The sequence below is a fragment of the Saccharothrix longispora genome, assembly GCF_030852425.1.
GTDB classification, from domain to species: Bacteria; Actinomycetota; Actinomycetes; order Mycobacteriales; family Pseudonocardiaceae; genus Actinosynnema; species Actinosynnema longispora.
Genome location: NZ_NSDM01000002.1, coordinates 550,157 through 577,156, shown reverse-complemented (window position 1 = coordinate 577,156; position 27,000 = coordinate 550,157). Strand labels below are relative to the sequence as shown.

The following is a 27,000-nucleotide window of genomic DNA, read 5'->3' as shown; positions in this document are numbered from 1 at the left end:
GACCACATGATCCAAGTCCGGCACCTGACCAAGCGCTACGGCAGCACGAGGGCCGTCGACGACCTCAGCTTCGAGGTGGAGCCCGGCTACGTCGCCGGGTTCCTCGGCCCCAACGGCGCGGGCAAGTCGACCACCATGCGGGCGATCCTCGGCCTGGACCGGCCCACCGGCGGCGAGACGCTGGTCAACGGCCGGCCCTACGCCGCGCTGCGAAGACCGGCGCACGAGGTGGGCGCGCTGCTCGACGCGGCGGCGGTCCACGGCGGCCGCACCGCCTACGACCACCTGCGCGTGCTGGCCCGGAGCAACGGCATCCCGGACCGCCGGGCCGCCGAGACCCTGGAGCAGGTGGGCCTCGCGGGCGCCGCGAAGCGCCGGGTCGGCACCCTGTCGCTGGGCATGAGGCAGCGCCTCGGCGTGGCGGCGGCGCTGCTCGGCGACCCGGGCGTGCTGATGTTCGACGAACCGGTCAACGGCCTCGACCCGGAGGGCATCCGGTGGATCAGGCACCTCATGCGCGACCTGGCCAAGGAGGGGCGCACCGTGCTGGTGTCCAGCCACCTGATGAGCGAGATGGCGCTGACCGCCGACCGGGTGGTGGTGGTCGGGCGCGGCAGGCTGATCCTCGAAGCGTCCATGGAGGACCTCCGGGAGAAGTTCAAGAAGGACGTCCTGGTGCGGTCGCCGTCACCGGGCGCCCTGTCCCGGGTCCTCGTCGAGGCGGGCGCCTCGGTCACCGCGGACCACGACGGCGCGCTGCTCGTGCAGGGGCTCGACGCGCCCGACATCGCCGGCCTCGCCGCCCGGCGGCAGATCCCCGTCCACGAACTGACCCCGCGCAGCGCGTCGCTGGAGGACGCCTACCTCGAGCTCACCGAGGACAGCGTGGAGTTCCGCACGAAGGAGGGCGCGCGATGACCGGCGTGTTGAGCTCGGAGCTGCTGAAGATCAGGTCGGTCCGCTCGACGACCTACGTGCTGCTGGCCCTCGCGCTGATGCTGCTGACGGGTGCCGTCGTGTCCTACCTGATGACCGCGGACTGGGACGTCGCGTCGCCCGATCGACAACAGCGGTTCGACCGGGCCGACCCGGGCGTGGTGGTGGTCCCGTTCGGCCAGTTCTGCCTGGGTGCGCTCGGCGCGCTGGCCGTCACGTCCGAGTACGGCAGCGGCATGATCCGGACGGCCCTGGTCTCGGTGCCGAGGCGCGGCACGTTCCTCCTGGCCAAGATCGTCGTGGTCGGCGCGGTCTCGCTCGTCGTGGCGGCCCTCGCGGTGGCGGGGTCCTACGCGGCGGGCGAGCTGATCACCGGGGACCGCCCGAAGCCCATCTCGGCCTACGACTCGGTGGGCGAGGCCCTGCCGACCCTCCTGTCCGACACGGCCTCGATGGTCCTGCTGGCCCTGGTCGGCCTGGGCCTGGGCTTCCTGCTCCGTTCGACCGCGGGCGCCCTGGTGACCCTGTGCGCCCTCCTGTTCGTCCTGCCTGTGGTAACCCTCATGCTCCCGCCGCCGTGGAATGAACGGGCCTATTCGGTGATGCTCCCGAACCTGGCGCCACAACTGTCGGGTGCGGTGTCGGAAGCACCCCTCTCCCCACCGGGCGCGGCCCTGGTGATGCTGGCCTACCTGGTCGTGACCCTGGGCGCGGGCGCGGTGGCCCTGCTGCGAAGAGACGCCTGAGGCAGCGGGACGACGGGGGAGCCGTCGGTCGCCGATGGCGGTCGACGGGGTGCCAAGCCCTCGGGGCGGGTGCGCGTGACCGGCGGTCGTCGGGGATCGCCGGTTACCGTGTCGGCGTGCCCGATTTCGCGCTAGGACTCGCCGCCCTCGGCCGCCCCGCCTACATCAACCTCGGCCGGGAGGGCGCGCTCCCGGCCGACCGCGACGTGGACGCGATGCGCGCCCAGTGCCACGCGGTGCTGGACGCGGCGTACGAGGCCGGCGTGCGGCGGGTCGACGCGGCGCGCTCGTACGGCCGCGCGGAGGAGTTCCTGGCGGGGTGGTTGGTCGAACGCGGCCACCGGGACGTGCGCGTGTCCAGCAAGTGGGGGTACGCCTACGTCGCGGACTGGCGGCGTGACGCCGACGTGCACGAGGTCAAGGAACACTCCCTGGACCGCTTCACCCGGCAGTGGAAGGAGACGCGGGACCTGCTCGGCGCGCACGTCGGACTGTACAAAGTGCACTCGTTGACACCGGACAGCCCGCTGTTCGGCGACGTGGACCTGCTCGTGGCGCTGGGTGGACTGCGGGACTCCGGCGTGCGGCTGGGCTTCTCCACCTCGGGACCGCGACAGGCCGACACCGTGCGCCGCGCCCTGGACATCCAGGTCGAGGGACGGCGGCTGTTCGACTCCGTGCAGTCCACCTGGAACGTCCTGGAGACGTCGGCGGGCGAGGCGTTGGCGGCGGCGGGGGACGCCGGTGCCGAGGTGTTCGTCAAGGAGGGCATGGCCAACGGCCGCCTCGCCGTCGACCCGCCCGCCCGGGTCCGCGAGCTGGCCGAGCGGCACGGGGTCGGTCCGGACGCCGTCGCGCTGGCCGCCGTGCGCGCCCAGCCGTGGGTCGACGTGGTGCTGTCCGGCGCGGCGAGCGTCGACCAGTTGCACGCCAACCTGCGGGCGGGCGACGTGGAGCTGGACCCGGACGAGCTGGCCGACCTGGCCGAACCCGCCGACCGGTACTGGGCTACTCGGGCGTCGCTGGCCTGGGGGTGAGCCGCACCGAGCCGGACGCCAGGTCGATCGGGCCGCGCGGCGGGGCGCCGTCCTCCTCGTCGTCGCGCAGCATCAGCTCGGTCTGCCGCTGGTCCAGCTCGACCTGCTTGCCGCCGGCGAACAGGGTGGTGAACTGGTCCACGCCCGCCGCGACCGCCACCGGGTGCCCCTTGCGCCGCCGTGCCCACCGCACGGCGCGCTCGACCGCCGCCAGCACGACGAGCAGCACGGCCAGCCCGGGGATCGACATCGCGAACATCATCCCGACACCCACGTGAACCACCCCTTGACCAGGACCCGGCCGTCCGGCACCACCGGCCAGTCCGGGTCGTCCGCCCTCGCGCGCACCTCCTCCAGCGCCATCCACCCGCCCCAGGCGACCTCCTCGGGCTGGTGGCTGAACGGGCCGTCGCTGCGCACGTCGTAAACGTGCGCGACGTACCGGATGGTTCCATCGGTGAACGTGGTCCGGAACCGGAACTCCGGGACGGCCCGCACACCCAGCTCCTCGGCCAGTTCGCGCGCCGCGCACTCGTCGGGCGTCTCGCCCGCCGCCACCACGCCGCCGCACGTCGGGTCGTAGAGGCCCGGGTAGACGTCCTTGGTGTCGGTCCGCCGGTGCACGTACACCCGTTCGCCGTCCACGGACCGCACCACGATCACCGCGCACGCGTGCCACAGCCCCTCGGCCCGCATCCGCGCCCGCGACGCGGAGCCGACCGGGGTGCCGTCGGGGTCGACGATCTGCACCTGTTCCACGCGGTGATCCTCCCGGGGTAGTACCGGCGAGTGCTACTCCGGGCCGACGCCCGCCGACACCCCCTGTTCCTACGGTCGTGCCGTTCGCGTCACGAGGAGGAGCTGTGCCCACATCCCTGCGGCTCGCGGTCGCCGAGTTCCGCAACCGACCCGGCCGTGCCGTGCTGCCCGGTGTCGCCCTGGTCGTCGGCGTCGCGTGCCTGCTGGCCGCGCTGATGCTCAGCGACGCCATGGTCCGCGCGACCGCCGAGGGCGCGCCGGTCGTGCCGGCGGGGGTGGACCTGGTGGTCCGCGAGGTGCCGTACGAGGACGCCGTGCTCGACGGGGCCGTCGCCGACCGGGTCGCGGGCGTCGCCGGGGTGACCTCGGTGGAGCAGGTGCGGCGGGTGCGCGCGGACCTGCTCCTGGACGGCCGCGCGGGGCCGCGCCGCAGCGACGCCGACGTGGAGGTCGACCGGGAGGGCCTGCGGCGCGTGCCGATGCTGGAGGGGCGCGCGCCGGGGCGTGACGGGGAGATCGCGGTCGACCGGGTCACCGCCCACGAGCACGGGCTCGGGCCCGGTTCGGCGGTGCGGGTCGCCGACGCGGAGGGGCGGGCGCTGGACGTCGTCGTCCGCGGTGTCACCAAGCGCGGCTCGCTCGGCGAGGAACCCGTGATCGTGGTCGGCGAGGACCTCGCGGCCAGGATCGACCCGACGCCGACGGTGCTGTCCCTGCACGTCACCGGCGGTGACGCGACCGCCGTGGCCGCCGCGGCGGGGCAGGCTTTCCGGGTGGACAGCGCCGCCGCGGTCTCCGCCGAGGAGCCCGGCGGGGAACTCGCCCTGATGCTCCTGCCGTTCAGCATCCTGGCCCTGGCCACCTCGGTCTTCGTCGCCTCGGCGACCTACCGCGCCGTCTACCTCCAGCGGCAGCGGCACACCGCCCTGCTGCGCTGCCTCGGCTCCCACCGCGGACCACTCGTCCGGGCGAACCTGTTCGAAGCCCTGCTGACGGGCGCCGTCGCGGGCGCGCTGGGTGCGGTCCTCGGCGGTTCGGTGGCGTGGCTGCTGGCCAGGCTGTTCGACGCCATCGGCCTGTCCACGATCATGGGCGCGGTCGAGCTGAGCCCGGCTCTGCTGCCGAACGGGACCCAGCTGCTGATCGGCGTGGTCACCGCGTCCGCGCTCAGCGCGTTCGCCGCCGTGCGGCCCGCGCTCACCGCGTCCAGGGTCTCGCCGCTGGCCGCGCTGCGGACCTCCGAAGGGCAGACCCCGGACGCGGCCGTCGTCCGCCGCCGGTACGTGTTCGGCGTCGTGCTCGTGGTCCTGGCCGTCGTGCTGGGCGTGCTGGGCGTGCTCGCCAAGGGCTCGATCGCGGCGATCTTCCTCGTGCTGTTCTCCGGCATCACCGGTGTGTTCGGCCTGTTCGGGGTGCTCGGGCCGGTCGTGGTGCCCGCTCTCGGGCGGATCTTCGGTTCGGTCGCGAGCCGCTTCGGGGGCGCGCAGTGGAAGCTCGCGGCGGCCGAGGTGCGGCGCGTGCCGCAGCGGTCGGCGTCCGTGGCGATGCCGCTGCTGCTGGCCGCCTCGATGGTGACGTTCTTCGCCGTCACGGTCGGGTCCGCGCAGCGCGTGGAGGAGGAGCTCGACCGGGAGCCCCGGCCCGACGCCGTGGTCGTGGACTCGGCCGAGCGCCCGCTGCGCGACGGCGTCGGCGCGGCGGCCGACCAGCCGCAGGCCGCGCGCACCCTCGTGCTGCACGGGGTCGACGCGGACCAGCGCGATCCCGAGGGGTACGCGTTCCCGACGGAGGTCGTGGGCGCCGACCCGGCGGACGCGCGGGACTGGCTGACCGCGCGCGGCGTCGACGCCGACGGCTTCGGGCCGGGCACCGTGCTGCTGGGGGACTGGTACGCGGAGCACTTCGGCGCGCGGGTGGGCGAGCCGTTCACCGTGGAGGGCCTGCCCGGCGGCGCGCGCACCGCGACCGTGGTCGGCACCTACACCTCGTCGCTGCTGGACGACGCGGACGTCGTGCTGCCGGACCCGGACCTCGGACCCGCCTCGAAGGTCCTCGTCACCTTCGAGGCGGGCGCCGACCCGGTCGCGTACCAGACCGCGGTGGAGGCGGCGCTGCCCGACTCGCCCACCGTCCTGGTGAACACGCGGGCGGCCGAGAGCGCGCAGAACCAGCGTTACCTCGACCTGGGGATCGTGTTCCTGATGGTGCTGCTGGGACTGTCCGTCGCGGTCGCCGTGACCGGTATCGGCACCGCCCTGACGATCTCCGTGCAGGAGCGCCGCAAGGAGCTCGCGCTGCGCCGCGCGCTGGGGGTCACCAAGGGCGGCCTGCAAGGCGGCGTGCTGGCCGAAGCGGTGCTGCTGTCGCTGGTGGGAGTGCTGGGCGGGGGGGTGTTCGGCCTCGTCTACGCCGAGCTGACGCTGGCCGCCGCGGGACTGTTCGTGTGGCCCACCGCGGCCCTGCTCCCGCTGCTCCTCGGGGGCGCCGGCGTGGTGCTCCTGGCGGTCCTGGCGGCCTTCGGACCCGCCCGCGGCGCGGCGCGCATCCGACCGGCCGCCGGACTCGCCGCCGGCTGAAACGTGACCCGGGTCCCGGCGTGATGTCGGTGGTAGGTCGTAGGCTGCGAGGTATGCGGCGGATCATGGGGACCGAAGTGGAGTACGGCATCTCGGTGCCGGGGGACGCGACGGCGAACCCGGTGCTCACCTCGACACAGGTGGTGCTGGCCTACGCGGCCGCCGCCGACATACCGCGGGCCCGGCGGGCGCGCTGGGACTACGAGGTCGAATCGCCGCTGCGCGACGCGCGCGGCTTCGACCTCGGCGCGCCCGGCCACCACCCCGGCGACAACGACGTCGAGGACCTCGGCGCGGCCAACGTCATCCTCACCAACGGCGCGCGCCTCTACGTCGACCACGCCCACCCGGAGTACTCCGCGCCGGAGGTCACCAACGCGCGGGACGCCGTGATCTGGGACAAGGCGGGGGAGCGGGTGATGGAGGAGGCGGCCATGAAGGCGGCCACCGTCCCCGGTCAGCCCCGTCTCCAGCTCTACAAGAACAACGTCGACGGCAAGGGCGCCAGCTACGGCACCCACGAGAACTACCTGATGCAGCGCAGCACGCCGTTCACGGCCGTGATCGCGGGCCTCACGCCGTTCTTCGCGTCCCGGCAGGTCGTGGTCGGCTCCGGCCGCGTCGGCCTCGGCCCGGCGGGCGAGGAGGCCGGTTACCAGCTGTCGCAGCGCTCGGACTACATCGAGGTCGAGGTCGGCCTGGAGACCACCCTCAAGCGGGGCATCATCAACACCCGCGACGAGCCGCACGCCGACGCCGACAAGTACCGCCGGCTGCACGTCATCATCGGCGACGCCAACCTCGCCGAGTACTCCACCTACCTCAAGTGCGGCACGACCTCGCTGGTGCTCGACATGATCGAGGCTGGCCGCCGGTTCGACGACCTGCGGCTGCTCGACCCGGTCCGCGCGGTGCACCGGATCAGCCACGACCCGACCCTCAAGACCCGCGTCGAGCTGGCCGGCGGGCGCAAGTTCACCGGCCTGGACATCCAGTTCGCCTACTACGAGCGGGCTTCGGAGTTCGTCGAGAAGGAGGGCTACGGCGACCGCGACGTGCTGCGCGTGTGGGGCGAGGTGCTCGACGCGCTGGCCCGCGACCCGCAGGAGTGCGCCGACCGCCTCGACTGGGTGGCCAAGCTGCGGCTGCTGGAGGGCTACCGGGCCCGGGACGGCCTGGCCTGGGGGTCGCCGCGCCTGTCGCTGGTCGACCTCCAGTACTCCGACGTGCGCCTCGACAAGGGCCTCTACAACCGGCTCGTGGCCCGCGGCTCGATGAAGCGCCTGGTCAGCGAGGAGGAGGTGCGCGCGGCCGTGCTCGCCCCACCGGAGGACACCCGCGCCTACTTCCGGGGCCGCTGCCTGGAGCGCTACCCGACGTCCGTGGCCGCGGCGTCGTGGGATTCGGTGATCTTCGACCTCGGTCGGGAATCGCTCGTCCGCATCCCCACCCTGGAACCGCTGCGCGGCACGAAAGCGCACGTCGGAGCCTTGCTGGAGGCGTCGGACACGGCCGAGCAGCTCGTCGAGGCGCTCACCCGGGGCTGATCGACAGACCCGAGTGGCAGACACACATCGTCGTGCCTGGTGGGTAGTGTTGAACCCCTAGGACCGAGAAGGCGGGAGGGTCGTCATGTCCCAGGAACAGGTCCAGAAGCAAGGCGGCGGTGACGGCGACGGCGGTGGCGACGGCGCCGCGGCCGCCGGCCAGGAGCGCCGGGAGAAGCTCGGCGAGGACGTCGACGCCATCCTGGACGAGATCGACGACGTGCTGGAAGAGAACGCCGAGGACTTCGTCCGCGCGTACGTGCAAAAGGGCGGCGAGTAGGCCGCCGGCGGGACAGGAGAAGAACGCACACATGGACCACAGCTCGACCGGGCGCTACCCGGCCGCGTCGCTGCCCCCGGCCTACCTCAGGCCGGGGTCGTCGTCGTTCACCGATTTCCTCCGCGCCCAGGCGCCCGAACTGCTGCCCACGGCAGGCAGGTTCCCCGAAGGCACCATCCAGGCCCCGCACGGCACCACGATCGTGGCGCTCACGTTCCGCGGCGGTGTCGTGATCGCGGGCGACCGGCGCGCGACGATGGGCAACGTGATCGCCCAGCGCGACATGAAGAAGGTGTTCATCACCGACGACTACTCGGCGGTGGGCATCGCGGGCACGGCGGGCATCGCGGTCGAGATCGTGCGGCTCTACGCCGTCGAGCTGCGGCACTACGAGAAGATCGAGGGCGTCTCGCTGTCCCTGGACGGCAAGGCGAACCGGCTCTCGGCGATGATCAAGGGCAACCTCGACGCGGCGCTCGCGGGCCTCGCCGTCGTGCCCCTGTTCGCGGGCTTCGACGTGGAGGCGGCCGATCCGGAACGCGCGGGCCGCATCATCTCCTACGACGTGACCGGCGGTCGCTACGAGGAGTCCCAGGGCTACCAGGCCGTGGGGTCCGGTTCGCTGTTCGCGAAGTCGGCGCTGAAGAAGCTCTACAACCCGGACGCGGACGCCGAGGGCGCCGTGCGGGCGGCCATCGAGGCGCTGTACGACGCGGCGGACGACGACTCGGGCACCGGCGGCCCGGACGTGATCCGCAAGATCTACCCCGTGGTCGTCACGATCACCGCCGACGGCGCCGCGCACCTGCCCGACGAGCAGACCGCGGCGCAGGCCGAGGCCGTCGTCGAGGGTCGGCGCACCCGCCCGGCGGGCTGAGCCGTGACCGACCCCGACCCCACCACCCGCATCCGCCGAGCCCGGGAGCCGCACCAGTGACGATGCCGTTGTACGCCTCACCCGAGCAGGTGCTCCGCGACCGCTCGGAGTACGCCCGCAAGGGCATCGCCCGCGGTCGCAGCGTCGTCGTGCTCCGGTACGCCGACGGTGTGCTGTTCGTGGCCGAGAACCCCTCCAGCACGCTGCACAAGGTGTCGGAGATCTACGACCGCATCGGGTTCGCCGCGGTCGGCCGGTACAGCGAGTTCGAGAACCTGCGGCAGGCGGGCATCCGGTTCGCCGACATCCGCGGCTACCAGAACGACCCGCGCGACGTGACCGGCCGGTCACTGGCCAACGTGTACGCGCAGACCCTGGGCTCGATCTTCACCGAGCAGATCAAGCCGCTGGAGGTCGAGATCTGCGTGGCCGAGGTCGGCGCCACGCCGGAGCAGGACACGCTGTACCGCCTCACCTACGACGGCTCGATCGTCGAGGAGCCGCAGTACACCGTGATGGGCGGCCAGGCCGAGGCCACGGGCAACGCCCTGAAGGACGCCTACGCCACGGGCCTGGAGCTGGCCGAGGCCGTGCGGGTCGCGGTGAAGGCGCTGAGCGCGGGGTCCACCAGCACGGGCAACGGCAAGCCGGACCTGCTGGACGGCGCCAAGCTGGAGGTGGCCGTCCTGGAACGCGACCGCCCGCGCCGGGCGTTCCGCCGCATCACGGGCGCCGCCCTGACCGACCTGCTGCCCGCGGAGGCGGAACCGGCCCCCGAGCCGGAGGCCCCGGCGGGCAAGACGGGCGCGGCGAAGAAGAAGGCGGTCACGGACGTCGACCTGCCGCCGAACGACGACAAGTCCTGATCCTTCCCGCACGTCGAAGGCCCCCGGTCGCGTGACCGGGGGCTTTCCGCGCCTTCAGAGGAAGATCTTGACCAGTTGTTCGCGCCCCTCGGCGTCCCGCCGCACCACCTGGTTGCCCGCGCGCAGTTCCCCGTCGACGAACTCGTAGACCAGCAGCGCCCGGTTGACCAGGTCGACCTTCTTCAGGTGGGTACCGCTGCTCCAGGTGATCGTGCTCATGGGGGTGTTGGTCGGAGCGGTTCTCGGCCCGGTGCTCACGCTGAGGGGGTCTCCGCGGACTTCCCGGTGTGGGCGACGGTGAGCGTCATCCTCGGGCAGTCCGGCCTGCTGGGCTTGGTCGGACTGCGTGCATCCCGGGCGCGGGGGCACAGGGGGCGATGACGCCGAGGGACGAGGGCGCTCACCAGGGGAGGGCCCTCGTCCCGCGCCGTCAGGCGCTCAGCGCCAGCAGTTCGCTGGTCCGCTCCCGCACCGACGGCGTGTCCAACCCGCGCACGACGACCGTCGTCCGGCGCCGCAGCACGTCGTCCACCTCGGTCGCCCACTCGAAGCGCCCGGCGTGCGCCACCTGCGCCCAGATGTCCGGCCCGTCCGGGTGCACGCGGTCCAGCAACGACGGGTCGTCCAGGGCCAGGGCCAGCACCTCGTGGCTCACCGTGCCGTAGTGCGTCGCCAGGTGCGCCAGCACGTCGTCCGGCAGCGAGGGCAGTTCCCGACCCAGCTGGGCCGTCACACGATCGGGTAGAGCCGCGCCCGGCAGGGCGGCGGGCACGCCGTCGGAGAACGCGCCGGTCAGGTCGCGACCGAGGGACTCGCCGACGCGGGCCAGCACCTGGGCCCCGATGCGGCGGAACGTCGTCCACTTGCCGCCCGCCACGCTGATCATGCCGCCGCGGCCCGCGGTGATCACCGTTTCGCGCTTCGCGTGGCTGGTGTCGCCCGAACCGCCCTCGCCCGACGACAGGGGCAGGACGCGCAGGCCCGCGAACGTGTACGCGATCCGCGAGCGGTCCAGGGCGTCCGCGGTGATGCCGGTCGAGGCCTCGCCGAGGATCTGCGCGACGTCGGCCTCGGAGCACCGCACGTCGGCCGGGTCGCCCTCGTACGCCTCGTCCGTCGTCCCCAGGAGCAGCTGCCCCTCCCAGGGGATCGCGAACGACACCCGCACGTCGTCCACCGGGATCGTCATCGCGGCGCGCCACGGCGTGTCGGTCCGCAGCACGAGGTGCGCGCCCTTGGACAGCCGGACGCTCGGCGCGGCCGACGGGTCCTCCATCCGCCGCAGCGCGTCCAGCCACGGGCCGGTCGCGTTGACCACGACGGTCGCGTCCACGCCGAACGACGCCCCGTCCACCCGGTCGCGCAGCTCGACGCCGCTGATCCGCGACCCGGTCCTGCGCATGCCCACCACCTCGACGTGGTTGAGCAGCACGGCCCCGGCCTCCGCCGCCGCGCGCGCCGCCGTGATCGCCACGCGCGAGTCGTTCATCTGGTGGTCGTGGTACAGCGCCGCGCCGCGCAGGCCCTCGGTGCGCAGGTGCGGCACGTACTCGACCGCGCGCCGCGCCGACAGCACCTTGCCCAGCCCGTCGCCGAACCCGGACAGCGCCGAGTACAGCACCACGCCCGCGCCGAGCACGGGCCGCGAGTGCGGCCCGCCCCGGTAGACGGGCACCAGGAACGGCAGGGGTCGGACCAGGTGCGGCGCGAGGTGGTCGCCCAGCGCACGCCGCTCGGCGTGGTTCTCCCGCACCATCGGCACCGCGCCCGGCCCCATCGCCAGGTACCGCAGGCCGCCGTGCACCAGCTTCGACGACGCGCTCGACGTCGCGCCCGCGAAGTCGCCCGCCTCCACCAGCGCCACCCGCAGGCCCGACCTGGCCGCGGCCCACGTCGTGGCGATGCCGAGGGCGCCGCCGCCGATCACCACCAGGTCGAAGGCTCCGTGGTCCAGGGCTTCGCGGGCGCGCGTCCGTTGCTCACTCATCGTTGTCGTCCTCGTCAATCCAGCCGACGGTCCGCTCGACCGCCTTCTTCCACTTGCGGTAGCCCTTGTCGCGCGTCCGCGCGTCCATCGTCGGCAGCCACTCGGCCGCCTTGTGCCACTTCTCGCGCAGGGTGTCGGTGTCCGACCAGTAGCCCACCGCGAGCCCCGCCGCGTAGGCGGCGCCCAGGCACGTCGTCTCGGCGACGATCGGCCGCACCACCGGCACGTCCAGCACGTCCGACAGGAATCCCATGAGCAGGTTGTTCGCGGTCATGCCGCCGTCGACCTTCAGCGTGGTCAGCTCCACGCCCGAGTCGGCGTTCATCGCGTCCACGACCTCGCGCGTCTGCCACGCGGTCGCCTCCAGCACGGCCCGCGCGATGTGCCCCTTGCCGGTGTAGGCGGTCAGGCCCGCGATGACGCCGCGCGCGTCGGACCGCCAGTGCGGCGCGAACAGGCCGGAGAACGCGGGCACGAAGTACGCGCCGCCGTTGTCCTCCACCGACCGGGCGAGCGTCTCGATCTCGGGGGCGCTCCCGATCAGGCCCATCTTGTCGCGGAACCACTGCACCAGCGCGCCGGTCACCGCGATCGCGCCCTCCAGCGCGTACGACGCGGGCTGGTCGCCGATCTTGTAGCCCACGGTGGTGAGCAGGCCGTTGTCCGACCGCACGGGCTTGTCGCCGGTGTTGACCAGCAGGAAGCTGCCGGTGCCGTAGGTGCACTTGCCCTCGCCGGGCGAGTAGCAGGTCTGGCCGAACAGCGCCGCCTGCTGGTCGCCCAGCGCGGACGCCACGGGCACGCCCTCCAGGGTGCCGGTCGCGGTGCCGTAGACCTCGGCGGAGGAGCGGATCTCCGGCAGCATCGCGCGCGGCACGCCGATCGCCTCGACCAGCTCGTCGTCCCAGTCGAGGGTTTCCAGGTCCATCAGCATGGTGCGGCTCGCGTTGGTCACGTCGGTGACGTGCCGGCCGGTGAGCTTCCAGATCAACCAGGTGTCCATGGTGCCGAACAGCACCTCGCCGCGCTCGCCGCGCTCGCGCAGGCCGTCGACGTGGTCGAGCAGCCAGCGCACCTTGGGGCCGGCGAAGTAGGTGGCCAGCGGCAGGCCGCACTTCTCGCGGAACCGGTCCTGGTCGCCCAGCTCCTTGACCAGCTGGTCGGTGCGGGTGTCCTGCCAGACGATGGCGTTGTGCACCGGCTTGCCGGTGGCCCGGTCCCACACCAGCGTCGTCTCGCGCTGGTTGGTGATGCCCACGGCGGCGAGGTCGTGCGTGCTCAGCGACGCCTTCCGGAGGGCGCCGTGCACGACGTCCAGCACGTTGGCCCAGATCTCCTCGGCGTCGTGCTCGACCCAGCCGGGCCGCGGGAAGATCTGCCGGTGCTCCTTCTGCGCGACGGACACGATCGCGCCGCCGTGGTCGAAGACGATGCACCGCGAGGAGGTCGTGCCCTGGTCGATCGCTGCCACGTACGGACGGGTGGAGTTGGTGGTCACGGGGGTTCTCCTCAGTAGACGGCGATGTCGACCAGACCGGCCGATGCTCCACCGAGCAGCGGACCGGCGACGGGGATCCAGGCGTAGCCCCAGTCCGATCCACCCTTCCCTGGGATCGGCAGGACGGCGTGCGCGATGCGGGGGCCGAGGTCCCGCGCGGGGTTGATGGCGTAGCCGGTGGGGCCGCCCAGCGACATGCCGATGCCGACGACCAGCAGCGCGACGATGAGCGCGCCGGTGCCGGAGGTCTCCAGGCCCTTGGTCTGGCCGGTCGCGAGGATGACGAACACCAGCACGAACGTGGCAATGATCTCGGTGGTGAGGTTCTGCACGGGGTTGCGGACCTCGGGGCCGGTGGCGAACACGCCGAGCACGTCGCCGTTGCCCTCGCGGAACTGGCCGTAGTAGGCGAGCCAGCACAGCACCGCGCCGGTGAACGCGCCCAGCAGCTGCGCGGCGAGGTAGACGGGGATGGTGGACCAGTCGCCGTTGTGGATGGCGAGGCCGACCGTGACGGCGGGGTTGAGGTGCGCGCCGGACAGCGGGGCCACGGCGTAGGCCCCGGCGAGGACGGCGAAGCCCCAGCCGAACGTGATCACCGCCCAGCCCGCGCCGTTCGACTTGGACTTCGCCAGCACGACGCCCGCCACCACGCCGTTGCCGAGCAGCAGCAGCAGGGCCGTGCCCAGGAACTCCCCGATGAAGATCGACTGGTTGGTCATCCGCGCACCCTCTCCGGCTCCGATGCCGTTCTGAATGCCGTTCGACAATGTCGTACGGTTCGAGCGCATCCTGTGCCCGGTCTCACGAGATGTCAACCCTCCGGGCTCTTACCAGGGGATGGCGCCGAGTTCGCGCGAGATGGACCTCGCGGCCTCGCGGACGTAGGACACCAGCTCGGTGCGGGGCTGCTTGTCACCGTCGCACAGCCGCTCGACCGGCCCGGAGATCCCCACCGCGCCGACCGTCACCGCCCGCCGGTCCCGGATCGGCGCCGCGAGCGACACCTCGCCCTCGACCAGCTCCTCGACGTCCGCCGCCCAGCCGCGCTCCCGGACCTGGTCCAACGCCTCGCCGAGCACGTCCGGGTCGGTGATCGTGCAGGTGGTGTACCCCTTCAGCGGCTCGTCGTCGGACCGGCCGACCGGGTCGTCGGCGAGCAGCACCTTGCCCAGCGCGCACGCGTGGGCCGGCAGCAGGGCGCCGACCTCCATCACCTGGCGGGAGTTGTCCGGGCGGAACACGTGGTGCACGACCAGCACCTGGTTCTCGTGCAGCGTGCCGATGCGCACCGACTCCATGCTGCGCGCGGCCAGCGAGTCCGACCAGTTCAGCGCCCTGGTGCGCAGCTCGTTGCCGTCGAGGTAGCTGCTGCCGATGTGGAACAGCGCCGGGCCGAGCTGGTACTTGCCGGTGTCCGGCGACTGCTCGACGAACCCGACCAGCTGCAACGTCCGCAGGATGCCGTGCACGGTGGGTTTGGGCAGCTCCAGGGCCCGGGCGAGTTCGGCGACCCCCATCCGGCGCGCGCCGCTGGCCAGCAGCCGCAACACCGCGGCTGCCCGTTCGATGGACTGGATCGGTCCGGGCACGAGGTCAGGCTACCGCACGAACGTTCGACCATGTCGAACGACGCTGTCGGCGCAGTCAGTCCTGGGTGCGGTAGATGCCCAGCGCGGCCGGTCGGGTGCGGAACTCGAAGGTCGAGCCGGTCGGGCCGACCTCGCCGTCCGTCGCGATGGCCACCGAGCCGCGCAGCACCTTCACGTCGAGCCAGCGGGTCTCCTGGTGCCGGTACGTGCGGCTGCGGTGCAGCGACCCGAGGAGGGCGCCGGCGAAGAAGCGGGTGCGCGACCAGCGGCGGTCGGCGCGGATGTAGCGCACGTCCATCAGGCCGGCGTCCAGCGCGGGGCGCATCGTCGGCGCGAAGCCCTTCGGCCGGTACGGGCCGTTGCCGACGAACAGCATCCAGATCAGGTGCCGCTCGCCGTTGATCTCCACCGGCAGGGGCTGCGACGTGCGCAGCACCCGGAACATGGCGATCGCGGCGGCCGGCCACTTGCCCCACCGGTCCTGGAGCTGCTCGCGCAGCCGCACCATGTCGGGGTAGCCGCCGAGGCTCGCCGTGTTGACGAACCAGCGCGGCCCCTCGCCGTCGACGGTCACGGCGGCCAGGTCCACCAGCACGCCCGAGCCGTCCGCGACCGCGCGCGCCGTGTCGTCCAGCCCCGCCACGCCGACGTCGCGCGCGAAGTGGTTCAGCGTCCCCGCCGGGATCAGCACGAGCGGCAGCCGGTTGGCCGCGGCCAGCGACGCGACGGCGGCCACCGAGCCGTCACCGCCCGCGACGCCCAGGGCGCGCGGCGCGTGGTCGGCGATCACCGTGCCCAGGTCCTCGATGCCGACCACGGTCGCCTTCGGCCACTCCGCCGCGATGGCGTCGGTCGGATCGGCCCCGCCCAGCCCGGCGCCCACGCCCGCGCCCGGGTTGACCACCACGACCAGCCCCTCGCCGTCGACCAGCGGCTCCAAGGCGGCGTGGCCGCGGGCCGTGGCCGCGTCCGTCCGGTGCCGGGGCCACCAGCGCTGGGTGAGCAGGGCCGCGCCCGCGCCGATGGCGGCGCCCGCGGCCACGTCCGAGGGCCAGTGCACGCCCGTGTGCACCCGCGAGTACGCCACCGCCGCCGCGAGCGGCGCGACCGCCGCCGCGAGCCCCGGCGACTCCATCGCCACGGCCGTGGTGAACGCCGCGGCGGACGCCGCGTGACCGGACGGGAACGACGACGACGTGGGCCGCCGGGCCAGCCGCCGGTCCTCGCGCACCAGCTCCGCGGCGGGTCTGCGGCGCGGGAACAGGCGCTTGGCCACGAGGCTCGCGCTGAAGCTCGCCCCGGCGATCGACACCACCCCGCGCAGCGCCGCGCGCCTGGTCACGCCCTTGCGGGCGGCCAGCGCGCCGGCCAGCACGAGCCACAGCGCACTGTGGTTCGCGGCCCGCGACAGGAGTTTGAGACCACCGTCCGCGGGCGCGGCGCGCAGTGCGCCGGAACGTCGCATCAGTGCCTGGTCCAGGCTGTTCACACGTCGGAGCACACGAGAACGTTATCGGCGAAACGACGCGACGCCCGATTGGATCACTGAGGAAAGTGCCGAATGCGCCTACTGTTGAGGGATGCAGCGGCGGATCTTCGGCATTGAGACTGAGTTCGGGGTGACCTGCACCTTCCACGGGCAGCGCAGGCTGTCCCCGGATGAGGTCGCGCGTTATCTGTTCCGCCGGGTCGTCTCGTGGGGACGCTCGTCGAACGTCTTCCTGCGCAACGGCTCTCGGCTCTACCTCGACGTCGGGTCGCACCCCGAGTACGCGACCGCGGAATGCGACGACCTCGCGCAGCTCGTCACGCACGACAAGGCCGGCGAGCGCATCCTCGAAGACCTGCTCGTCGACGCCGAGCGCAGGCTCGCCGACGAGGGCATCGGCGGGGACATCTTCCTGTTCAAGAACAACACGGACTCCGCGGGCAACTCCTACGGTTGCCACGAGAACTACCTGGTCGCGCGGGCGGGGGAGTTCTCCCGCATCGCCGACGTCCTGCTGCCGTTCCTGGTGACCAGGCAGCTCATCTGCGGCGCGGGCAAGGTGCTCCAGACGCCGCGCGGAGCGGTCTACTGCCTGTCGCAGCGGGCCGAGCACATCTGGGAGGGCGTGTCCAGCGCCACCACCCGATCGCGCCCCATCATCAACACCCGCGACGAGCCCCACGCCGACGCCGAGCGCTACCGCAGGCTCCACGTCATCGTCGGCGACTCGAACATGTCCGAGGTGACGACCCTGCTCAAGGTGGGCAGCGCGAACCTCGTGCTGGAGATGATCGAGCAGGGTGTGCAGTTCCGCGACTTCAGCCTGGACAACCCGATCCGGGCGATCCGCGAGATCAGCCACGACCTGACCGGCCGCCGGACCGTGCGCCTGGCGGGCGGCAAGGAGGCCTCCGCGCTGGACATCCAGCGCGAGTACTACGAGCGCGCCGTGGAGCACGTGGCCAAGCGCGCGCCCGACCCGATGGCCGAGCGCGTCCTGGAGCTGTGGGGCCGCACGCTCGACGCGATCGAGGCCGAGGACCTGTCCAAGATCGACCGGGAGATCGACTGGGCCATCAAGTACCGGCTCATGCAGCGCTACCAGGCCAAGCACGACATGGACCTGTCCAACCCGCGCATCGCCCAGCTCGACCTCGCCTACCACGACATCCGGCGCGGTCGGGGCATCTTCGACCTGCTCCAGCGCAAGGGCCAGGTCGACCGGGTGACCGACGACGGCGAGATCGAGGCCGCCAAGGACACCCCGCCGCAGACGACGCGGGCCAAGCTGCGCGGCGACTTCATCGCCGCCGCCCAGGCCGCGGGCCGCGACTTCACCGTCGACTGGGTGCACCTCAAGCTCAACGACCAGGCGCAGCGCACCGTGCTGTGCAAGGACCCGTTCCGCGCCGTGGACGAGCGCGTGGAGCGGCTGATCTCGTCCCTCTAGCGGTGTCGCCGGGGAAGGCTCTCCACGGGGCTCGCACCTCGTGGTGAGCCTTCTCCTCGTCGTGGCCGCGGTGGCGTCCCCGCTGGTGGTCCCGCCGGCGCGGTGGCGTCCGGCCACGACGCCACCCGGCGCCCGGCGGGGCGGTGGCGAACCCGGCGCCCGCCTCCGACGGCGGCCGGACGTGGCGCGCGCCGGGGTCCTCGCCGGTCGGCCACCGGCCGGGCGCGGCGTGGCACGGGGCGTCGGTGGTCGCCGCGGGGCCGACCGGCAGCGATCTCAGCCGGGACGGCGGGCGCACCCGGGTGGGGTTCGACGGGGCAGCTTCGACACCGTGGACTGCGCGGGCGTGTGCTGGACCGGTGCCGAGCCGCACCGGCCCCCGTCCGCCGGCCCCCGTCCGCCGGCCCCCGGCCCGCGCCGGGCGGCATCGGCGCAGGCCGGGGGCCGGAACCCGGGTGAACGGACCGTTCACCCGATCCCGACCAGGGGATGGGCGTCACCGGGCGCCCGGACGGGGTTAGGGTTCTGAGGTGGCCATCGCACGTGCCGAACGGCTCGTCAACCTGGTGCTGTGCCTGCTCTCGACCCGCCAGTACCTGACCGCCGAGCGCATCCGCGCCATCGTCCCGGGTTATTCCGACGCCCCGACGGACGAGGCGTTCTTCCGCATGTTCGAACGCGACAAGACCGAACTGCGCGACCTCGGCGTGCCGCTGGAGACCGGGCGCAGCGCGGGCTTCGACGCGATCGACGGGTACCGCATCGCCCGTCGCGACTACGAACTCGGCGACATCGACCTGGAACCGGACGAGGCCGCCGCCGTGGCGCTGGCCGCCCGGCTGTGGGACTCGCCGCAGTTCACCGGTGCCGCCCACGGCGCCCTGATCAAGCTCCGCGCGGCCGGCGTCGACGTCGACCAGGACGTGCACGTGCCGGTCGAACCGAAGGTGCGCACCAGCGAACCCGCGTTCCCGCCGCTGCTCGCCGCGGTGCAGGAGGGGCGCGTCGTGGAGTTCGACTACCGCCGCCCGGCGCCCGTCGAGGTCCGCACCCGCGTGGTCGAGCCGTGGGGCGTGGTCGCCTGGCGCGGGCGCTGGTACCTCGTCGGCCACGACCGCGACCGGGGCGCACCCCGCTGCTTCCGGCTGTCGCGGATCGTCGGCGACGTCCGCTCGCCCGGCAAGCCCGGCGCCGTGCAGCGGCCGGACGACGTCGACCTGCTGTCGTTCGTCGCCCGCAACAACCGGCCCGCGTCCGACCAGCCCGTCGCCACCGCCACGCTGTGGGTCGCGCGGGACCGGGCGCAGGGCCTGCGCCGCCGCGCCCGCGTCGTCGGCGGCCGGGAGTTCGACGGCGAGCCCGGCGACCTGCTGGAGGTCAACCTGCGCTTCCCCGACTCGGCCGCCACCTGGATCGCCGGGTTCGGCTCCGACGTGGTCGTGCTCGAACCCGAGGTGCTGGCCAAGACGGTCCGCGAGAAGCTCGTCGGCGCGCTGCGCGGTGCGGGGGTGCGCGCGTGAGCGGCGCCACCGACCGGCTGCCCCGCCTGCTGGCCCTCGTGCCGTACCTGCTGGCCCGGCCCGGCATCCCGATCGACGAGGTCGCCGAGGACTTCGAGGTCACGCCCAAGCAGATCCGCAAGGACCTCGAACTGCTGTGGATGTGCGGCCTGCCCGGCTACGGGCCCGGTGACCTGATCGACCTGTCCTTCGAGGGCGAGACGGTCACCGTCACCTTCGACGCGGGCATGAGCCGACCGCTGCGGCTGACCGCCGCCGAGGCCACGTCGCTGCTGGTCGCGCTGCGCGCGCTGGCCGAGACGCCGGGCGTGGCGGACCAGGCGGCCGTGCAGCGGGCCGTGGCCAAGATCGAGGCGGCGGTCGGCCAGGCGCGGCCCGCGGGCGTCGCCGTCGGCCTGGCCGTGCGCGAGGGGCCGCAGACGGCGCGCGTGCGCGACGCGGTGTCCGACGGCGTGCGGCGCAGGCGCGCCCTGCGCATGCGCTACTACACGCCGTCACGGGACGAGATCACCGACCGCGTGGTCGACCCGATGCGCCTGCTGCTGGTCGAGGGCCGCAGCTACCTGGAGGCGTGGTGCCGCGCCGCCGACGGCGTGCGGCTGTTCCGGCTCGACCGGATCGACGCGGTGGACGTGCTCGACGAGCCCGCGAGCCCGCCGCCGCACGCCACGCCCACGGACACCTCGGAGGGGTTGTTCCAGCCCGACCCGTCCCAGCAGACGGCCGTGCTCGTGCTCGAACCGGACGCCCGGTGGGTCGCCGAGTACTACCCGACCGACGGCCTGGTCGAACTGCCGGACGGCCGGGCGCGCGTGCTCATGAGGTACGCCGACACCGCCTGGATGGTGCGGCTGCTGCTCGGCATGGGGGGCGAGGTCCACGTCGAGCAACCGCCCGACCTGGTGGCCGAGGTCGCCCGGCAGGCGGAGGCGGCGTTGCGCCGGGCGGATCACCTCCCGGCAACCTAGGCCCGATACGGTGGTGCCGTGCCGTACTTGCCGACCCTGCTCCTGGTCGCGTTCGGGGTGATCGTCCTCGTCGTGGTCGGATTCCGAGTCATCGGATCGTTGCGCCGCTTCCGCGCGGCAAGCACTCTGGTGGGAGACAGGGTCGGCGACGGCGCCGGACTGCTGCGAGCGCGTCTGGCCGCGCTCGGGGTGGCCGTCGCCGAACGGCGTCCGGAACGGGCCCGGCAGGGCGAGCCCCGCGTACCATCGGTGGACCGGGGGAGACAGGAGGATCACCGTGGGTAACCTCGGAGCTACTGAGCTGATCATCATCGCCGTGGTGATCATCTTGCTGTTCGGGGCGAAGAAGCTGCCCGACATGGCGCGCTCGCTCGGCCGCTCGGCCAAGATCCTGAAGGCCGAGACCAAGGGCCTGCGGGACGACGACGACCAGTCGAAGCAGGACGTGCCGCCGCCCGTCGCCCCGGTCCAGCAGCAGCTGCCGCCGGCCCAGCCGGTCGTCCAGCAGCCCGTGCAGCCGCAGCCGCAGGTGGTCCAGCCGCCCGTGCAGCCGCAGCCGCAGGTGGCGCCGCCCATCGAGCAGACCTCGCAGAACAAGCAGAACTAGCCACGAGCAACACCGACTAGCCGAAGGACGGTCCGCACGGTGGGGGCAAGTCCGGTCCGGTGGTGGGCCCAGCGCCGGGAACGCCGCAAGCTGCACAGCCGTCGGGGCAACCCCGACGGCACCATGTCGTTGAAGGACCACCTCTACGACCTCCGGCACCGGCTGGGCCTGGGGCTGCTGTTCATCGCGATCGGCGCGATCTTCGGTTTCTTCTGGTGGGGCTGGCACCTCTTCGGCTGGCACAGCCTCGGCGAGATCGTCACCGCGCCGTACTGCGCCATCCCGGCCGCGGACCGGTTCAGCCAGGACGGCAAGTGCCAGCTGCTCCAGACCAAGCCGTTCGAGGCCTTCATGATCCAGTTGAAGGTCGGCGCGGCGGCGGGCATGGCCCTCACCGCGCCCCTGTGGCTCTACCAGGTCTGGCGCTTCATCGCGCCGGGCCTGTACGCCAAGGAGCGGCGCTTCGCCCTCACGTTCGTCGGCGTCGCCTCGGTGCTGTTCGCGGCCGGCGCGGCACTGGCGTTCTACGTGGTCCCGCAGGGCCTGTCCGTGCTGGTCGGGTTCGGCGACAACCAGTTCCTCACGGCGCTGTCCGGCGGCGAGTACATCGACTTCGTGCTGACGCTGCTGCTGATCTTCGGCGTGAGCTTCGAGCTGCCGCTGGTCGTGATCATGCTCAACCAGGTCGGCATCCTGACCTACGAGAAGCTGAGCAAGTGGCGGCGCGGGATCGTGTTCGCCCTGTTCATCTTCGCCGCCGTCGCGACGCCGGGCACGGACCCGATCTCGATGGTCGCGCTGGCCATCGCGCTGGCGATCCTGTTCGAACTGGCCATCCAGGTCGCCCGCGTCCACGACAAGCGGGCCGCGCGCAAGCGCAAGGCCGAGGGCCTGGACGACCTGTCGGACGACGAGGCGGCGCCGTTCGACTACGCGCCGTCCTCCATCGAGGACCCCGCACCGGTGACCGCGACCACCGCCACCGCGACCACCCCGGTCAAGGAGCCCGACCGGGTCCGGTACGACGACGCCACCTGACGGGTGTGCCGGCCGATCACCACTCCGTACGCTTGCCGACCATGACGACGTCGACGCGGGCGGCCCTGCTGGTGTGCCCGGCTTCGGGCAGAGGACGGGCCGCGCGCGTGGCGGGCACCGTCGCGGCCCGGCTGCGCACCGCCGTCGACCACCTCGACCTGCACGTGGCGTCCTCCGCCGAGGGCACGGCCGAGGCGGCGCGGCGGGCCGTGGCGGACGGGGCGGACGTGCTCGTCGTGCTCGGCGGTGACGGCGGCGCGCACCTGGCCGTGCAGGCGTGCGCGGGGACGTCGACGGCGCTGGCCGTGGTGCCCGCGGGCACCGGCAACGACCTGGCCACCGCGCTCGGCACCGCGTCCGCGGACGACGTGGTGGACGCGCTGCGCGCCGGTTCCCTCAGGTCGCTGGACCTGGGGCGGGTGCGCGGCGGGCCGTGGTTCGCGACCGTGCTGTGCGCGGGCTTCGACTCGGCGGTCAACGAGCGGGCGAACGCGATGCGCTGGCCCGCCGGTCCGCGCCGCTACGACCTGGCGATCCTGGCCGAGCTGGCGGCGCTGCGCGCCGAGCACCTGGTCGTGGAGACCGAGGACGGGGTCGTGGAGCTGGACGCCCTGCTGGTCGCGGTCGGCAACACCACCAGTTACGGCGGCGGCATCCCGGTGTGCCCGGGCGCCTCGACGAGCGACGGCCTGTTCGACCTGACCGTGGTGGGGGCGGCGCCGCGGCGCACCCTGCTGCGGATGCTGCCCACGCTGCGCACCGGGCGGCACGTCGACCACCCCGGGGTGCGCACGTTCCGGGCCCGGTCGGTGCGGCTGAGCGGGCCGTCGTGGGTCGCGTACGCCGACGGCGAACGCCTCCGCGAGGTGCCGCTGGACGTCGAGTGCGTGCCGGGGGCGCTGACCGCCGTGTGCGGACCCCTCAGCGGTGCCTGCTGAGCACGTCCCGCTCCCGCCACGCCCCGGCCGGCACGGCCGTGCTGCGCTCCAGCAGCCAGCCGGCGACGGACCGCACCCCCTCGGCCGCCTCCACCGGGGTGGCGCACTCCACCTCCAGCGTCTCGATCTCGTGCCGACCGCAGTCGCGCACCGAGTCGCAGCGCACCGCCACCTCGCCCGTGACCTGCCACGGAGGGGGTGCGCGCAGCACCAGGTCGTGCGGGTCGCGCGGCACCAGCAGGTGGACCTCGAAGGTCAGCTCGTCGGTGCGCGCCACGCCCGACAGGCCCGCGTAGGGGGCACCCGGCAGGTGGTCGAACGCGAGCGGGGCCGGTCTGCCCAGGTGGGTGCCCAGCCGCTCCACCAGCGTCGCCGCGCCGATGAGCACGTCCAGGACCGGGCCGACGTCCGCCAGGTGGGGGAACACCCACCGGAGGTCGCCCTCCGCCAGAGGAATCACCGCCACGCGTCCGAGTGTGCCGCAAGATCGGGACCAGTGGTCCCTATCGCTTCAGTGTTGCTCAAAAGCAACGCTCGACGGCGCGGGGCGCATCCAGAGCGATTTTGTCGGTCCGATGTGACAGCCTGGAGAGGTGTCAAGCGCTCCGCGGTCCCCGGCCGACTCCTACGCGGACTTCCGCCGTCGCAGTTCCCGGCCCAAGCTGACCGACTTCCTCTCGGTGATCTCCTTCGAGCTCGACCCGTTCCAGGAGCGCGCCTGCGAGGCGCTGGAGGACGGCCACGGCGTGCTGGTGTGCGCCCCCACCGGCGCCGGCAAGACCGTCGTCGGCGAGTTCGCCGTGCACCTGGCCCTCGCCGAGGGGCGCAAGTGCTTCTACACGACGCCCATCAAGGCGCTGTCGAACCAGAAGTACGCCGACCTGGTCGCCCGCTACGGGCCGGGCAAGGTCGGCCTGCTCACCGGCGACACCTCGGTCAACGGCGACGCGCCGGTCGTGGTCATGACCACCGAGGTGCTGCGCAACATGCTGTACGCGGGCTCGTCGACGCTGAACAGCCTCGCCTACGTGGTGATGGACGAGATCCACTACCTGGCCGACCGGTTCCGCGGCCCGGTGTGGGAGGAGGTCATCCTCCACCTGCCGGAGTCGGTGCGCCTGGTGGGCCTGTCCGCCACGGTCAGCAACGCCGAGGAGTTCGGCGAGTGGCTGGTCGAGGTGCGCGGCGACACGACCGTGGTGGTGGACGAGCACCGGCCCGTGCCGCTGTGGCAGCACATGCTGGCGGGCGGCCGGATGCTGGACCTGTTCGCGGGGGAGGACCCGGAGGGGCACAACCGGATCAACCCGCAGCTGCTGCGGCACACCGACGACCTCCAGCGCTACCACGTGCCGTGGAGCCGGGGGCGGGCGAACAAGGACCGGGGCGGCCGGCCGCGGTCGACGGGCTTCAAGCCGCCGTCGCGGGTGGACGTCGTGCAGCGCCTGGACGGCGCGGGGCTGCTGCCGGCGATCGACTTCGTGTTCAGCCGGGCGGGCTGCGACGCGGCGGTGCAGCAGTGCGTGCGGGCGGGCCTGCGGTTGAACTCCGCCGACGAGGTCGAGGAGATCCGCGAGGTCATCGACTCGAAGACGCGGGACCTGCCGCAGGGCGACCTGATGGTGCTGGGTTACTGGGAGTGGCGGGAGGCGCTGGAGCGGGGCATCGCGAGCCACCACGCGGGGTTGCTGCCGGCGTTCAAGGAGACCGTGGAGGAGCTGTTCGTCCGCGGTCTGGTGAAGGTGGTGTTCGCGACCGAGACGCTGGCGCTGGGCATCAACATGCCGGCGCGGACCGTGGTGCTGGAGAAGCTGGTCAAGTACAACGGCGAGGCGCACGTCGACCTGACGCCGGGTGAGTACACGCAGCTCACGGGGCGTGCCGGGCGGCGGGGCATCGACGTGGAGGGCCACGCGGTCGTGGTGTGGCAGCCGGGGGTGGACCCGAAGGCGGTGGCGGGTCTGGCGTCGACGCGCACGTACCCGCTGCGCTCGTCGTTCCGGCCGGGCTACAACATGGCGGTCAACCTGGTGCACCAGTTGGGCGCGGCGGCGGCGCGGGACCTGCTGGAGCAGTCGTTCGCCCAGTTCCAGGCGGACCGGTCGGTGGTGGGGTCGGCGCGGCGCATCGAGCGCAACCGGGAGGCGCTGGGCGGGTACGCCGAGGCGATGACGTGCCACCTGGGCGACTTCGCGGAGTACGCGTCGCTGCGGCGGCGGGTGGCGGAGCGGGAGAAGGCGCTGGCGCGGCAGAACTCGTCGGCGAACCGGGCGGAGGCGGCGTCGTCGCTGGAGCGGTTGCGCAAGGGTGACGTGATCGCGGTGCCGTCGGGGCGCCGGTCGGGTCTGGCGGTGGTGATCGACCCGGGGCTGGAGCCGCTGGGCGAGGCGCGGCCGTTCGTGGTGACGGAGGACCGCTGGGCGGGTCGGCTGTCGTCGGCGGACTTCCCGGTGCCGGTGGAGGTGCTGGGGCGGTTGAAGCTGCCCAAGCAGGTGGACACGCGGTCGCCGCGGTCGCGCCGCGACCTGGCGTCGTCGTTGCGGAGCACGGGGATCGTGGCGCCGGCGATGCGCAAGCGGCGGTCGAACGCGGACGACGACGCGGAGTTGGCGACGTTGCGCCGGGCGTTGCGGGCGCACCCGTGCCACGGGTGCGAGAAGCGCGAGGAGCACGCCCGGTGGGGCGAGCGGTACCACCGGTTGCTGGCGGAGACGGAGCAGCTGGAGCGGAAGGTCGCGGCGACGACGCACTCGTTGGCTCGGGAGTTCGACCGCATCCGGGCGCTGCTGCGCGAGCGGGGCTACCTGCACGCGGAGGAGAGCGGGCCGGGTGAGGAGGTCACCGAGCACGGGATGCGGTTGACGCGCCTGTACAGCGAGTCGGACCTGCTGGCGGCGGAGTGCCTGCGGCACGGGGTGTGGCGCGGGTTGGAGCCGGCGGAGCTGGCGGCGGTGGTGTCGGCGCTGGTGTACGAGGCGCGTCGGGACGGTCCGATGGAGATGCGGCTGCCGCCGGGCAAGGTGTCGGACGCGATGATGGCGACGGCGCGGTTGTGGGCGGAGCTGGAGGACGACGAGCGGCGTCACCGGTTGGACCGGACGCGTCAGCCCGATCCGGGGTTCGCGTGGCCGGTGTACCGGTGGGCGCGGGGCGAGTCGTTGGAGAAGGTGCTGTCGTCGGCCGAGGAGAACGGCAACGAGCTGGGCGCGGGTGATTTCGTGCGCTGGTGCCGGCAGGTGATCGACTTCCTGGACCAGATCCGCGACGTGGTCGGCGGGGGTGACCCGGTGGGCGCCGCGGCCCGGAAGGCGGTGGACGCGCTGCGTCGCGGGGTGGTGGCGATGGCCACCGTTTGACAAAGCTTTGCGGGGTGCGTGGGTCTCGCCTGCGCTCCTGTGGTTTGATCGCGCCCGCAAGACTTGAACACTTTTTCCAGACCGACCGTCGGAGGCCGAGCATGACCAGTCCGTACGGACCGTCCGGAGGGAACGACCCGCAGCAGTGGGGCCAGCAGCAGCAGCCCTACGGTGGTGGGTACCCCGGCACGCCGTCGGGTGGTTTCCCCGCTCAGCAGCCCAACCCCTACGGGCAGCCGGACCCGTCGCAGCAGCAACAGCAGCAGTGGGGGCAGCAGCCCCAGCAGCAGCCGTACCCGCAGCAGCAGCAGTACCCGGGCGGGTACGACCCGAACCCGCAGTCGAACCCCTACGGCCAGCCGCAGCAGGGGCAGCAGCCGCAGTACGGGCAGCAGCCCGGCCAGTACGGCCAGCCGGACCCCTACGGCCAGCCCGGCCAGTACGGGCAGCAGCCCGGTTACGGGCAGCAGCCGGGTCAGCCGGGGTACGGCCAGCCGGGTCAGTACGGCCAGCAGCCGCCGAAGAAGTCGGGCGCCGTGCTGTGGGTCGTGGTGGCGCTGGTCGTGCTGGTGGTGGCGGCCGTGGGCATCACCGGTTTCGTCACGCCGGGCTTCTTCAAGAAGAAGGTCTTCGACAACGCGTCCGTGGAGTCGGGGGTGGTGCGCATCCTCAAGGAGGACTACAAGATCTCCGACGCGGAGAGCGCGACCTGCCCGGCCGACCGCGAGGTCAAGCCGAACACCACCTTCGAGTGCACCGTGAAGGTCGGCGGCAAGGACAAGACGGTCAAGATCACGGTGAAGACCGAGGACGGCGAGTACGAGGTGGGCCAGCCCGCGGGCTGATCCCGGACTCCTCGCCCCGACGCTCTGTGGCCACCTCCTCGCCGGGGGTGGCCACAGTCGTCCGCGGGGAAAGTCGTTAGCGTCGCTT

26 protein-coding genes are annotated in these 27,000 nt (G+C 73.0%); 17 read left to right on the top strand and 9 right to left on the bottom strand.

Annotation, left to right across the window (positions count from 1 at the left end):
- Positions 1-6: 6 nt before the first annotated feature.
- The 3 genes from CKY47_RS07670 (at position 7) to CKY47_RS07660 (ending at position 2,719) form a co-directional block, all read left to right on the top strand.
- The gene (locus CKY47_RS07670; RefSeq protein ID WP_306744958.1) at positions 7-918 is read left to right on the top strand and encodes an ABC transporter ATP-binding protein; all 912 of its coding nucleotides are present in this window, start codon (positions 7-9) and stop codon (positions 916-918) included.
- Positions 915-1,682, top strand: coding sequence for an ABC transporter permease (locus CKY47_RS07665; protein WP_306744957.1), 768 nt, complete (start codon positions 915-917; stop codon positions 1,680-1,682). Before CKY47_RS07670 ends, CKY47_RS07665 begins: the two co-directional genes overlap by 4 nt.
- A 116-nt stretch (positions 1,683-1,798) precedes the next feature.
- Positions 1,799-2,719: an aldo/keto reductase gene (locus tag CKY47_RS07660; protein WP_306744956.1), complete on the top strand. Its 921-nt coding sequence runs from the start codon at positions 1,799-1,801 to the stop codon at positions 2,717-2,719.
- Here CKY47_RS07660 and CKY47_RS07655 read toward each other — a convergent pair.
- A complete protein-coding gene (locus tag CKY47_RS07655; RefSeq protein WP_306744955.1) occupies positions 2,691-2,969 on the bottom strand; it encodes a DUF6191 domain-containing protein in 279 nt (92 codons plus the stop codon). The two genes, CKY47_RS07660 and CKY47_RS07655, sit on opposite strands and share 29 nt — an antisense overlap.
- 8 nt (positions 2,970-2,977) lie before the next feature.
- Entirely contained in the window at positions 2,978-3,478 is a 501-nt protein-coding gene (locus CKY47_RS07650; protein ID WP_306744954.1) for an NUDIX hydrolase, read from the bottom strand.
- Positions 3,479-3,582: 104 nt separating this feature from the next.
- Between CKY47_RS07650 and CKY47_RS07645 the strand changes: the two genes are divergently transcribed.
- The 5 genes from CKY47_RS07645 (at position 3,583) to prcA (ending at position 9,624) form a co-directional block, all read left to right on the top strand.
- A complete protein-coding gene (locus CKY47_RS07645) occupies positions 3,583-6,054 on the top strand; it encodes an FtsX-like permease family protein (protein WP_306744953.1) in 2,472 nt (823 codons plus the stop codon).
- 53 nt (positions 6,055-6,107) lie between these two features.
- The gene (gene dop, locus CKY47_RS07640) at positions 6,108-7,601 is read left to right on the top strand and encodes a depupylase/deamidase Dop (protein ID WP_306744952.1); all 1,494 of its coding nucleotides are present in this window, start codon (positions 6,108-6,110) and stop codon (positions 7,599-7,601) included.
- 85 nt (positions 7,602-7,686) lie between these two features.
- Positions 7,687-7,881 carry a ubiquitin-like protein Pup gene (locus CKY47_RS07635; protein ID WP_306744951.1) on the top strand — a complete coding sequence of 65 codons (195 nt, stop codon included), beginning with the start codon at positions 7,687-7,689 and terminating at the stop codon, positions 7,879-7,881.
- 31 nt (positions 7,882-7,912) lie between these two features.
- The gene (gene prcB / locus CKY47_RS07630) at positions 7,913-8,758 is read left to right on the top strand and encodes a proteasome subunit beta (RefSeq protein ID WP_306744950.1); all 846 of its coding nucleotides are present in this window, start codon (positions 7,913-7,915) and stop codon (positions 8,756-8,758) included.
- A 56-nt stretch (positions 8,759-8,814) separates the two neighbouring features.
- Complete coding sequence (gene prcA / locus CKY47_RS07625) at positions 8,815-9,624, top strand: proteasome subunit alpha (RefSeq protein WP_306744949.1); 810 nt, start codon at positions 8,815-8,817, stop codon at positions 9,622-9,624.
- 54 nt (positions 9,625-9,678) lie between these two features.
- Here prcA and CKY47_RS07620 read toward each other — a convergent pair whose 3' ends face one another.
- The 6 genes from CKY47_RS07620 to CKY47_RS07595 all read right to left on the bottom strand — a co-directional run bounded on the left by CKY47_RS07620 (position 9,679) and on the right by CKY47_RS07595 (position 16,202).
- Positions 9,679-9,843: a hypothetical protein gene (locus CKY47_RS07620; RefSeq protein WP_306744948.1), complete on the bottom strand. Its 165-nt coding sequence runs from the start codon at positions 9,841-9,843 to the stop codon at positions 9,679-9,681.
- A gap of 211 nt (positions 9,844-10,054) precedes the next feature.
- Complete coding sequence (locus tag CKY47_RS07615; protein ID WP_306744947.1) at positions 10,055-11,611, bottom strand: glycerol-3-phosphate dehydrogenase/oxidase; 1,557 nt, start codon at positions 11,609-11,611, stop codon at positions 10,055-10,057.
- On the bottom strand, positions 11,604-13,109 hold the full coding sequence (glpK, locus tag CKY47_RS07610) for a glycerol kinase GlpK (RefSeq protein ID WP_306744946.1): 1,506 nt from the start codon (positions 13,107-13,109) through the stop codon (positions 11,604-11,606). Before glpK ends, CKY47_RS07615 begins: the two co-directional genes overlap by 8 nt.
- 11 nt (positions 13,110-13,120) lie before the next feature.
- Positions 13,121-13,831 (bottom strand): MIP/aquaporin family protein, encoded by a 711-nt coding sequence (locus CKY47_RS07605; protein WP_306744945.1) that lies wholly within the window; start codon positions 13,829-13,831, stop codon positions 13,121-13,123.
- Positions 13,832-13,939: 108 nt separating this feature from the next.
- Positions 13,940-14,701 (bottom strand): IclR family transcriptional regulator, encoded by a 762-nt coding sequence (locus CKY47_RS07600; protein ID WP_306744944.1) that lies wholly within the window; start codon positions 14,699-14,701, stop codon positions 13,940-13,942.
- Positions 14,702-14,756: 55 nt separating this feature from the next.
- On the bottom strand, positions 14,757-16,202 hold the full coding sequence (locus CKY47_RS07595) for a bifunctional phosphatase PAP2/diacylglycerol kinase family protein (protein WP_306744943.1): 1,446 nt from the start codon (positions 16,200-16,202) through the stop codon (positions 14,757-14,759).
- A 79-nt stretch (positions 16,203-16,281) separates the two neighbouring features.
- On the opposite strand from CKY47_RS07595, the gene pafA reads away from it, so the two are divergent.
- From pafA to CKY47_RS07560, 7 genes are all read left to right on the top strand, one after another.
- Positions 16,282-17,640: a Pup--protein ligase gene (gene pafA / locus CKY47_RS07590; RefSeq protein WP_306744942.1), complete on the top strand. Its 1,359-nt coding sequence runs from the start codon at positions 16,282-16,284 to the stop codon at positions 17,638-17,640.
- A gap of 530 nt (positions 17,641-18,170) precedes the next feature.
- Positions 18,171-19,160 carry a helix-turn-helix transcriptional regulator gene (locus CKY47_RS07585; RefSeq protein WP_306744941.1) on the top strand — a complete coding sequence of 330 codons (990 nt, stop codon included), beginning with the start codon at positions 18,171-18,173 and terminating at the stop codon, positions 19,158-19,160.
- Positions 19,157-20,128, top strand: a complete 972-nt coding sequence (locus tag CKY47_RS07580) for a helix-turn-helix transcriptional regulator (protein WP_306744940.1) — start codon at positions 19,157-19,159, stop codon at positions 20,126-20,128. Before CKY47_RS07585 ends, CKY47_RS07580 begins: the two co-directional genes overlap by 4 nt.
- Before the next feature lie 18 nt (positions 20,129-20,146).
- A complete protein-coding gene (locus CKY47_RS07575) occupies positions 20,147-20,413 on the top strand; it encodes a bacteriophage holin (protein WP_306744939.1) in 267 nt (88 codons plus the stop codon).
- A 34-nt stretch (positions 20,414-20,447) separates the two neighbouring features.
- On the top strand, positions 20,448-20,735 hold the full coding sequence (locus CKY47_RS07570) for a twin-arginine translocase TatA/TatE family subunit (RefSeq protein WP_306744938.1): 288 nt from the start codon (positions 20,448-20,450) through the stop codon (positions 20,733-20,735).
- Between the two features lie 123 nt (positions 20,736-20,858).
- Positions 20,859-21,773, top strand: a complete 915-nt coding sequence (gene tatC, locus CKY47_RS07565) for a twin-arginine translocase subunit TatC (RefSeq protein ID WP_306745010.1) — start codon at positions 20,859-20,861, stop codon at positions 21,771-21,773.
- A 41-nt stretch (positions 21,774-21,814) separates the two neighbouring features.
- The gene (locus CKY47_RS07560; protein WP_306744937.1) at positions 21,815-22,711 is read left to right on the top strand and encodes a diacylglycerol/lipid kinase family protein; all 897 of its coding nucleotides are present in this window, start codon (positions 21,815-21,817) and stop codon (positions 22,709-22,711) included.
- Here the strand turns inward: CKY47_RS07560 and CKY47_RS07555 are convergent.
- Positions 22,695-23,177 (bottom strand): hypothetical protein, encoded by a 483-nt coding sequence (locus tag CKY47_RS07555; RefSeq protein ID WP_306744936.1) that lies wholly within the window; start codon positions 23,175-23,177, stop codon positions 22,695-22,697. The genes CKY47_RS07560 and CKY47_RS07555 overlap by 17 nt on opposite strands.
- A gap of 127 nt (positions 23,178-23,304) precedes the next feature.
- Between CKY47_RS07555 and CKY47_RS07550 the strand changes: the two genes are divergently transcribed.
- Both CKY47_RS07550 and CKY47_RS07545 read left to right on the top strand, forming a co-directional pair.
- Positions 23,305-26,067, top strand: a complete 2,763-nt coding sequence (locus tag CKY47_RS07550; protein WP_306744935.1) for a DEAD/DEAH box helicase — start codon at positions 23,305-23,307, stop codon at positions 26,065-26,067.
- Positions 26,068-26,168: 101 nt separating this feature from the next.
- Positions 26,169-26,912, top strand: coding sequence for a DUF4333 domain-containing protein (locus tag CKY47_RS07545; RefSeq protein WP_306744934.1), 744 nt, complete (start codon positions 26,169-26,171; stop codon positions 26,910-26,912).
- Positions 26,913-27,000: the final 88 nt, after the last annotated feature.

Coding starts and splice junctions, on each gene's coding strand:
- CKY47_RS07670 (WP_306744958.1), top strand. CDS start 7: ATGATCCAAGTCCGGCACCTGACCAAGCGCTACGGCAGCACGAGGGCC.
- CKY47_RS07665 (WP_306744957.1), top strand. CDS start 915: ATGACCGGCGTGTTGAGCTCGGAGCTGCTGAAGATCAGGTCGGTCCGC.
- CKY47_RS07655 (WP_306744955.1), bottom strand. CDS start 2,969: ATGTCGATCCCCGGGCTGGCCGTGCTGCTCGTCGTGCTGGCGGCGGTC.
- dop (WP_306744952.1), top strand. CDS start 6,108: ATGCGGCGGATCATGGGGACCGAAGTGGAGTACGGCATCTCGGTGCCG.
- CKY47_RS07635 (WP_306744951.1), top strand. CDS start 7,687: ATGTCCCAGGAACAGGTCCAGAAGCAAGGCGGCGGTGACGGCGACGGC.
- prcB (WP_306744950.1), top strand. CDS start 7,913: ATGGACCACAGCTCGACCGGGCGCTACCCGGCCGCGTCGCTGCCCCCG.
- CKY47_RS07620 (WP_306744948.1), bottom strand. CDS start 9,843: ATGAGCACGATCACCTGGAGCAGCGGTACCCACCTGAAGAAGGTCGAC.
- CKY47_RS07615 (WP_306744947.1), bottom strand. CDS start 11,611: ATGAGTGAGCAACGGACGCGCGCCCGCGAAGCCCTGGACCACGGAGCC.
- CKY47_RS07605 (WP_306744945.1), bottom strand. CDS start 13,831: ATGACCAACCAGTCGATCTTCATCGGGGAGTTCCTGGGCACGGCCCTG.
- pafA (WP_306744942.1), top strand. CDS start 16,282: ATGCAGCGGCGGATCTTCGGCATTGAGACTGAGTTCGGGGTGACCTGC.
- tatC (WP_306745010.1), top strand. CDS start 20,859: ATGTCGTTGAAGGACCACCTCTACGACCTCCGGCACCGGCTGGGCCTG.
- CKY47_RS07560 (WP_306744937.1), top strand. CDS start 21,815: ATGACGACGTCGACGCGGGCGGCCCTGCTGGTGTGCCCGGCTTCGGGC.
- CKY47_RS07545 (WP_306744934.1), top strand. CDS start 26,169: ATGACCAGTCCGTACGGACCGTCCGGAGGGAACGACCCGCAGCAGTGG.